Genomic DNA, 7,708 nt, shown 5'->3' with positions numbered 1-7,708 from the left:
ACGCTATAGTTAATTTAATTCTACTATTAAAGAATTGGTTGCGGGAGCTGGATTTGAACCAACGACCTTCGGGTTATGAGCCCGACGAGCTACCATACTGCTCCATCCCGCGTCCGGATGTTTCTAAATGAAACTTAGTATTTGAATTCAACTAATAAGAATTGGTACAACCGAGTGGATTCGAACCACCGACCCCTACCATGTCAAGGTAGTGCTCTAACCAACTGAGCTACGGTTGTATTTTTACATTTGCAAACAAACAGTTTGGTACAACCGAGTGGATTCGAACCACCGACCCCTACCATGTCAAGGTAGTGCTCTAACCAACTGAGCTACGGTTGTATTGGTTGCGGGAGCTGGATTTGAACCAACGACCTTCGGGTTATGAGCCCGACGAGCTACCATACTGCTCCATCCCGCGACTGTTTATATTGCCTGTTCTGTTGGCTGATGCCTTGGAACGAGCGCTATAGTACGGTCGATGCGGGATTGGTGCAAGTAAAAAAACACTCTTTTGCGCTAAATGCTGTTTTGATGCACAACTTGACTGCTGTTTAAGCATTTTTGCACTTAAACAGCGTAAATAAATTACATTGAAGAAAGTTTTACGCCGTTTTTCTGGATATACCTCAGTCGCATAGCAAACAATATTGCTGCAGCTGTTAGGCCTGCTATTAGTCCTATCCAAAATCCTTGCGCACCCATAGCTGGCACTATGAGGTCAGTTCTAGCCAATGTATAGCCAAGTGTCATGCCGACGCCCCAATAAGCAACTAAGGTAATATAAAAAGCACTTCTAGTATCTTTATAACCACGTAATGCACCCGCCGTTACAACCTGTACTGCATCGGACAGCTGGTAGATAGCAGCAAAGAGCATCAAACTAACAGCTAAAGTGATAACTTCAGGATCATCATTATAGAGTAACGCAATCTCTTGCCTGAACAGCACAGTAATTACAGCGGTAAATACAGCGAGAGAAAAAGAGATGATTAGCCCTAATCGCGTGATCATCGCTGAGATCTCTGGCTTATCTTGTCCAAGGTAGTAGCCCACACGAATTGACACTGCTATACCAATAGATAGTGGCAGCATAAATACAATTGACGAAAAATTAAGAGCAATTTGATGGCCCGCTACAACCGTCGCGCCTAGTGGGGCGAGCAGAAGCGCAATAATGGCGAATAAGCTTACTTCGAAAAAAAGCGCCATCGCGATAGGAAATCCATGCTTTGTCATATCAACCATGATTTTTAAGTCAGGTAAATGAAATGACTTGAAGAGCGCGAGTTCTTTAAATTTTGCGTTGAACTGCATGTAAATAATCATTGCGATAAACATTGCCCAGAAAACTAATGCGGTTGCAATGCCACAACCGGCGCCTCCCATAGCTGGTACGCCAAAGTGACCGTATATAAAGATGTAGTTAGCGGGAATATTAACGGCTAAACCAACAAAACCGATGACCATTGTCGGTAATGTGTATGAGATCCCTTCGCTACAACCGCGAAGTACTTGGTAGAGAACAAATGCTGGAACTCCCCACATAAAGCCATCAAGGTAGCCAACGCTTAACGCGGCGAGTTCAGGTTCTAAATTCATGAGTGCTAGAATATTGTCTGCAAGTGAGAGAAAGAACATCACACCTGCGCTGCCTATTATGGCAATATATCCAGCTTGAAATGCTAACGGTTGTATAGCCTTTTGATTTTCAGCACCATGATGATGTGCAAATACAGGCGTAAACGCCATAAGTAGCCCCTGTACAAATAACAGTGCAGGCAGCCAAAGACTGGAGCCAATAGCAACAGCAGCCATATCTACGGCACTAACACGACCTGCCATTACAGTGTCGATAAAACCCATCATGGTCTGGGTAACTTGGGCAATTAGTACTGGTAGTGCTAATTGAATTAAGCGTTTGGCCTGAAAGCCAGAGTGGTTCATTGAGTGAGCCCTTAATACATACGAGAGATAAAATGTTTACAGGTATAGTTCAAGCAACATGTGAAGTGTTAGCGATTGATAAAAAACCGGGGTTAAATACATTACAAATCGCTATTGGACCGGATTTGCGCGAGGGACTTTCACTAGGGGCAAGTGTCGCAAATAACGGTGTTTGTTTAACAGTTACAAGAATTGAAGATGATAGGGTGTTTTTTGATGTAATGGAAGAGACCCTCAAACTTACTAACCTAGTAAATCTGAGATCTGGATCACAGGTTAACATCGAACGTTCATTAACGTTTGGTAGTGAGATTGGTGGCCATATTTTATCTGGACATGTTCATACCCAAGCTGAGCTGAAATCAATCAGTAAAACAGATAAGCATTATGACATTTGCTTGTCTGTTGAGCCTAAATGGATGAACTATATTCTTTATAAAGGTTTCGTCGGCGTAAATGGTTGTAGCTTGACGGTTGGTGAAGTCACTGACACTAGTTTTATGCTGCATCTTATCCCTGAAACGCTGAAGTTAACCAACTTAGATAAATATGAAGTAGGAGAAAACTTTAATATAGAAATAGACAGTCAAACACAGGCGATAGTCGATACCGTTGAAAGGGTGTTAGCTAAGCGTTTTGGTGACTAGCTAGTCGGACCATCTAGCTTGCTTTTTTTGAAGTTAATGCTTTTGGCATAAGCTGTGAGAGATGGTAATTAACGGGCTGTGCCATAATATCTAACGTAGCGATAAAGCACTGAAGCGAGGCCGAATAGCCGCGCTTCTTAGCTATTATAAAGGTGTTTTATCGCATTGTTAGAACGGCTAAACATCATAGCTACTGCCTTGTCAAAATAGCCCATCGATTGTGACAAAAAAGCATCAAACAGCCTCTAGTAAATCTGTTCGTCATCAGAGTCGATATAAAGCTCTACTTTCAAACGTGATTCATCAATGTGCATCCGCATATGAATCGGATTGCAACATACTCGGCAATCTTCATAATAATCTTGATCGCCAGCTGTTGCGTCGATATTAAGGTGTTGATGATGTCCACAATGTGGGCATGAAATGGTTTTATTAATAAATCGCATATTAAGCTCCGATAAATCCGACTGCGCTTCGCCCTCCATCTACCGCGATAATCTGTCCAGAGATATAAGGGGCGCTCACCAAATGAGATACCAGTTTAGCTATATCCTCTGCTTGACCGAGTTTTGCTAAAGGGATCTCTGCTAAGACATGCTGTTGAGAATTATCATCTGATTGTTCTGGCCAAAGTATCGCCCCTGGTGCAATTCCATTAACACGGATGTCAGGAGCGAGCTCTTGTGCCAGCGAAAGCGTTGCCATCTCAAGTGCTGCCTTTGATATAGAGTATAGCCCATGATCTTTTAGTGGGCGCTTAGCATGAATATCAATTAAATTGATGATACAGCCGCTATGTTCTTTGAGAGAAGGTGCTAATTGCTCGGCGAGTAAATAGGGCGCCAGTAAGTTTGTAGCAAGCAGTTGTTGCGCTTTTTTATAGTCGGTATTACCTAATGGGGTAGGATAAAATTCAGCGGCATTATTTATTAATATACTGATAGGCAAAGATTGGCATTTTAGCGATGCTATTAAATGTTCTAGCTCAAATTGATTGTTTAGTTCGGCCTGCATTATTTGCGCAGAATTAGGCCTAATGTCGTTCAGTTCAGATTGTAATGTTATGGCTTCAGTACAGGACTTGCTGTAGTGAACAATGATGTTAAACCCATCAGAATGTAACTGTTTAGCTATACTGTTGCCAATGCGTTTTGCCGCGCCAGTGATGAGTGCCCATTTGTTCATTATGTGATCCCATAAAATGAGTAGTATATTTAGAGTTATTATCGCCTTATAAATGTGCTCCATACAATTAATAGTTAATTAGCCATCAAAAATACTAGCATCGATTAATCTGCAGCGATAAAGCTTGGTTTTTCTGTTAGCAAATTAGTGGTACGTTTTTGTCCAGTCTTAAACGCTATATCAAGTGTCGTATCGGTAATACTTGTATCTACTTGCTGTGCCAGTATCGCCATGCTGATATCGAGTTGCTGTTGTAGTTCCATCAATAGTGTTGTTTTTTCAACTATGGCCACTTCTATTGTTTCCTGTTGATTAGCTTCAGCACTAATAGTGGAAAGTGCCGCTGTTAATATTATTACGTTTATCATACTGTCCTCCTTGATTAGACGCGGATAGATTAGCGTTAAGTGATGATATTTATGTGACAATTAGCTACTATTTTCTATTGTCTCTTATGACCTTTTCTCATTATTTGAATTAGAAAAACTAATATAGAGTTAAAACTTGCATCAACTGGGCGCTATCCCTTAGAATTACGCCCTTACGCGTTGGAAAACATAGACTCCTGTACGGTCTTGTCCCAGTGGCGTTATAACTCTTATTTATTAAACCCAAGTGGCCCTACGTGGGGGTCACCACTGGAAAAGGAACAATCATGCCTGTAATTACACTTCCTGATGGAAGCAAACGTGAGTTTGCTCAACCCGTTTCAACTTTAGATGTTGCTGCTGATATTGGTCCCGGCCTTGCGAAAGCTTGTATTGCTGGACGTGTTAATGGTGAGCTAAAAGATGCTTGCGATATCATTGATACCGATTCTGAACTGTCTATCATCACAGCTAAAGATGAAGAGGGTGTAGAGATCCTTCGCCACTCTTGTGCACATTTGCTTGGTCATGCTTTTAAGCAACTTTGGCCTGAAGCTAAAATGGCGATTGGTCCAGTTATCGATAACGGTTTTTACTATGACATCGACTTAGATCATAAATTAACCCAGGAAGATATTGATGCGCTGCAAAAGCGCATGACTCAACTTGCTAAAACTAACTATGCAGTCGATAAGCGTGTAGTTAGCTGGCAAGAAGCGCGTGATACCTTTGAAGCTCGCGGTGAGAGCTACAAAATTGAAATTCTTGATGAGAATATTAGTAAAGATGCGACTCCAGCGCTTTACCACCATGAAGAATATGTCGACATGTGTCGCGGTCCACACGTTCCCAACATGAAGTTTTGCCAAAACTTTAAGTTAATGAGCGTTGCGGGTGCATACTGGCGTGGTAATTCTGATAACAAAATGCTGCAACGTATATACGGTACAGCTTGGGCAGATAAGAAAGCATTGAAAGTGCACCTTAACCGCCTAGAAGAAGCTGCTAAGCGTGATCACCGTAAAATTGGTAAGCAACTAGACTTGTACCATATGCAAGAAGAAGCACCTGGCATGGTGTTTTGGCATAATGATGGTTGGAGCTTATTCCTAGAACTCGAGAAGTTCATTCGTCAAAAGCTTGGCCAATATACTTATCAAGAAGTTAAAGGTCCATTAATGATGGACCGTGTGTTGTGGGAACGCTCAGGGCACTGGGATAAGTACGCTGACGGTATGTTCACAACTAATTCAGAAAGTCGTGAATATGCGATTAAGCCTATGAACTGTCCTGGACACGTTCAAATCTTCAACCAAGGCCTTAAGTCTTACCGAGACCTACCGTTACGCATGGCTGAATTTGGTTGCTGTCATCGTAACGAGCCGTCAGGTTCATTACATGGCTTGATGCGCGTTCGTGGTTTTACTCAAGATGATGCACATGTCTTCTGTACTGAAGAGCAAGTTCAGCAGGAAGTGAGTGCATGTATTCAAATGGTGTATGACACATACGAAACATTTGGATTCAAGAATATCGTGGTTAAGCTTTCAACTCGCCCTGAGAAACGTATCGGCGATGACGATATGTGGGACCGAGCAGAAGAAGCATTGAAGCAAGCGCTGAAATCTAACGATATAGAGTTTGAAATTCTTCCAGGTGAGGGCGCATTCTACGGACCTAAGATTGAATTCACACTTCATGATTGTTTAGATCGTGCATGGCAGTGTGGTACGGTACAATTAGATTACGCATTACCAGGTCGTTTAGGTGCAACTTATGTGGCTGAAGACAATAGTCGTCAGACGCCAGTAATGATCCACCGCGCGATATTAGGTTCTTTAGAGCGCTTCTTGGGTATTCTTATCGAAGAGTACGCCGGAAAATTCCCAACTTGGTTAGCTCCACAACAAGTTGTTGTGATGAATATTACCGATAAACAGTCTGATTATGTGGACGAAGTCGTTAATTTATTCAAAGAACATGGAATTCGTGCAACTAAAGACTTGAGGAATGAGAAAATAGGCTTTAAAATACGCGAGCACACGTTAAGGCGTGTACCTTATTTATTGGTCGTTGGTGATCAAGAAATGGAAAATAAGGAAGTAGCGGTGCGCACCCGAGATGGTGTTGACTTAGGTAAGATGCAAATCCAAGAATTTGCTACTAAGCTCAAGAATGAAATTTCGCTCCGTAGTCTCAATTTGTTGGAGGATTAGGTCATAAAGATCAAAAAAACAGCAGGGCGCCAGGCGGCCCCGAATAGAATAAACGAGCTCATCACTGGTGTATCAGAAGTCCGTCTTAACGGTCTTGACGGTGAGCAATTAGGTATCATGACTATTAGAGAAGCACAGGAAGTTGCTGATGAAGCAGGTGTCGATCTAGTAGAAATTAGTCCTAATGCCGAGCCGCCGGTTTGCCGTGTAATGGACTACGGTAAGTTCCTTTTTGATAAAGCGAAAGCTCAAAAGGAACAAAAAAAGAAGCAGAAAATTGTACAGGTGAAGGAAATAAAATTCCGTCCCGGTACAGATGAAAACGACTACCAGGTAAAACTACGCAACCTGACTCGTTTTCTAGAAGACGGCGACAAAGCGAAAGTAACGCTTCGTTTCCGTGGTCGTGAGATGGCTCACCAAAGCCTAGGTATGGATCTTTTGAACCGTATCAAAGCTGATTTGGAAGCAATTGCAGTCGTGGAGTCTTTCCCTAAAATGGAAGGTCGTCAAGCTGTCATGGTTCTTGCGCCGAAAAAGAAATAGTAAGGCAACCATAAAAGTAGCAGGGGTCTGTTAAGGTCTCTGCTCGCCTTGCGTTTTATTAATTGTCCCAATGCGGAGTTTTAGCAATGCCTAAAATGAAAACAGACAAGGGTGTAGCGAAGCGTTTTAAGAAAACTGCTAATGGTTTCAAACGCAAGCAAGCCCATTTACGTCATATTTTGACCAAGAAGAGCACTAAGCGTAAACGTCACTTACGTGCAAAATGTCAAGTAGCTAAGTCTGATGTGCCAGCAATTGCACGTCAACTACCATACGCTTAATTAAAGGAGCAATGAACAATGCCTAGAGTTAAGCGTGGTGTAACCGCTCGTGCTCGTCACAAGAAAGTACTTAAATTAGCCAAAGGTTATTACGGAGCTCGCTCTCGTACTTACCGTGTTGCTGTTCAAGCAGTAACTAAAGCTGGTCAATATGCTTACCGTGACCGTCGTCAGAAGAAACGTCAATTCCGTCAACTTTGGATTGCACGTATCAATGCGGCTTCTCGTCAAAATGGTCTGTCTTACAGCCGTTTCATTAATGGTTTGAAAAAAGCCTCTATTGAAATCGATCGTAAGATCCTGGCTGACATCGCTGTTTTTGATAAAGTTGTATTTACAACTTTAGTAGAAAAAGCAAAAGAAGCTTTAGCTAAGTAATTAGCTTTGATTCTTGTAAAAAGGGAGCCTTTGGGCTCCCTTTTTTGTATCTGAAATCTGTATGTTAGAACAAAAATGCAATCATTAATGTCTTGGTTTCAGACATAAAAAAAGCAGGCTTAACGCCTAATGCCGTTCAC

9 protein-coding genes and 4 tRNA genes are annotated in these 7,708 nt (G+C 42.0%); 5 read left to right on the top strand and 8 right to left on the bottom strand.

What is annotated here, in order from left to right:
• Window positions 1–35: 35 nt before the first annotated feature.
• The 5 genes from AB4238_RS10120 to AB4238_RS10100 form a co-directional block, all read right to left on the bottom strand.
• Window positions 36–112, bottom strand: a tRNA-Met gene (locus AB4238_RS10120).
• Between the two features lie 50 nt (window positions 113–162).
• A tRNA-Val gene (locus AB4238_RS10115) sits at window positions 163–239 on the bottom strand.
• 26 nt (window positions 240–265) lie between these two features.
• Window positions 266–342: transfer RNA gene (locus tag AB4238_RS10110), tRNA-Val, on the bottom strand.
• A gap of 2 nt (window positions 343–344) precedes the next feature.
• Window positions 345–421: transfer RNA gene (locus tag AB4238_RS10105), tRNA-Met, on the bottom strand.
• A 167-nt stretch (window positions 422–588) separates the two neighbouring features.
• Window positions 589–1,947: an MATE family efflux transporter gene (locus AB4238_RS10100; RefSeq protein ID WP_372033350.1), complete on the bottom strand. Its 1,359-nt coding sequence runs from the start codon at window positions 1,945–1,947 to the stop codon at window positions 589–591.
• Between the two features lie 32 nt (window positions 1,948–1,979).
• Here AB4238_RS10100 and AB4238_RS10095 point away from each other — a divergent pair, with 32 nt between their 5' ends.
• Window positions 1,980–2,594 (top strand): riboflavin synthase subunit alpha, encoded by a 615-nt coding sequence (locus AB4238_RS10095; RefSeq protein WP_372033349.1) that lies wholly within the window; start codon window positions 1,980–1,982, stop codon window positions 2,592–2,594.
• Window positions 2,595–2,839: 245 nt separating this feature from the next.
• On the opposite strand, the gene AB4238_RS10090 is transcribed toward AB4238_RS10095, so the two are convergent.
• The 3 genes from AB4238_RS10090 to AB4238_RS10080 all read right to left on the bottom strand — a co-directional run bounded on the left by AB4238_RS10090 (window position 2,840) and on the right by AB4238_RS10080 (window position 4,147).
• On the bottom strand, window positions 2,840–3,040 hold the full coding sequence (locus tag AB4238_RS10090; RefSeq protein WP_371995029.1) for a CPXCG motif-containing cysteine-rich protein: 201 nt from the start codon (window positions 3,038–3,040) through the stop codon (window positions 2,840–2,842).
• Window position 3,041: 1 nt separating this feature from the next.
• Complete coding sequence (locus AB4238_RS10085) at window positions 3,042–3,779, bottom strand: pteridine reductase (RefSeq protein WP_372033347.1); 738 nt, start codon at window positions 3,777–3,779, stop codon at window positions 3,042–3,044.
• A gap of 104 nt (window positions 3,780–3,883) precedes the next feature.
• A complete protein-coding gene (locus AB4238_RS10080) occupies window positions 3,884–4,147 on the bottom strand; it encodes a hypothetical protein (protein ID WP_372033346.1) in 264 nt (87 codons plus the stop codon).
• A 287-nt stretch (window positions 4,148–4,434) separates the two neighbouring features.
• Between AB4238_RS10080 and thrS the strand changes: the two genes are divergently transcribed.
• From thrS to rplT, 4 genes are all read left to right on the top strand, one after another.
• Complete coding sequence (gene thrS / locus AB4238_RS10075; RefSeq protein ID WP_372033344.1) at window positions 4,435–6,363, top strand: threonine--tRNA ligase; 1,929 nt, start codon at window positions 4,435–4,437, stop codon at window positions 6,361–6,363.
• 3 nt (window positions 6,364–6,366) lie between these two features.
• On the top strand, window positions 6,367–6,909 hold the full coding sequence (gene infC / locus AB4238_RS10070) for a translation initiation factor IF-3 (RefSeq protein ID WP_371995045.1): 543 nt from the start codon (window positions 6,367–6,369) through the stop codon (window positions 6,907–6,909).
• An 86-nt stretch (window positions 6,910–6,995) separates the two neighbouring features.
• On the top strand, window positions 6,996–7,190 hold the full coding sequence (gene rpmI, locus AB4238_RS10065; protein ID WP_012142466.1) for a 50S ribosomal protein L35: 195 nt from the start codon (window positions 6,996–6,998) through the stop codon (window positions 7,188–7,190).
• 18 nt (window positions 7,191–7,208) lie between these two features.
• Window positions 7,209–7,568: a 50S ribosomal protein L20 gene (gene rplT / locus AB4238_RS10060; protein WP_012325107.1), complete on the top strand. Its 360-nt coding sequence runs from the start codon at window positions 7,209–7,211 to the stop codon at window positions 7,566–7,568.
• Window positions 7,569–7,708: the final 140 nt, after the last annotated feature.

Source organism: Shewanella sp. 10N.286.45.A1, from assembly GCF_041470405.1.
Lineage (GTDB): Bacteria > Pseudomonadota > Gammaproteobacteria > Enterobacterales > Shewanellaceae > Shewanella.
The sequence above is the reverse complement of the archived record's forward strand: the minus strand, read 5'-3'. Positions and strand labels throughout refer to the sequence as shown.

What these genes read in the sequence shown, in the direction of transcription:
- rplT (WP_012325107.1), top strand. Translation starts at nt 7,209, where the DNA reads ATGCCTAGAGTTAAGCGTGGTGTAACCGCTCGTGCTCGTCACAAGAAA.
- rpmI (WP_012142466.1), top strand. Translation starts at nt 6,996, where the DNA reads ATGCCTAAAATGAAAACAGACAAGGGTGTAGCGAAGCGTTTTAAGAAA.
- AB4238_RS10100 (WP_372033350.1), bottom strand. Translation starts at nt 1,947, where the DNA reads ATGAACCACTCTGGCTTTCAGGCCAAACGCTTAATTCAATTAGCACTA.
- thrS (WP_372033344.1), top strand. Translation starts at nt 4,435, where the DNA reads ATGCCTGTAATTACACTTCCTGATGGAAGCAAACGTGAGTTTGCTCAA.
- AB4238_RS10085 (WP_372033347.1), bottom strand. Translation starts at nt 3,779, where the DNA reads ATGAACAAATGGGCACTCATCACTGGCGCGGCAAAACGCATTGGCAAC.
- AB4238_RS10095 (WP_372033349.1), top strand. Translation starts at nt 1,980, where the DNA reads ATGTTTACAGGTATAGTTCAAGCAACATGTGAAGTGTTAGCGATTGAT.
- AB4238_RS10080 (WP_372033346.1), bottom strand. Translation starts at nt 4,147, where the DNA reads ATGATAAACGTAATAATATTAACAGCGGCACTTTCCACTATTAGTGCT.
- AB4238_RS10090 (WP_371995029.1), bottom strand. Translation starts at nt 3,040, where the DNA reads ATGCGATTTATTAATAAAACCATTTCATGCCCACATTGTGGACATCAT.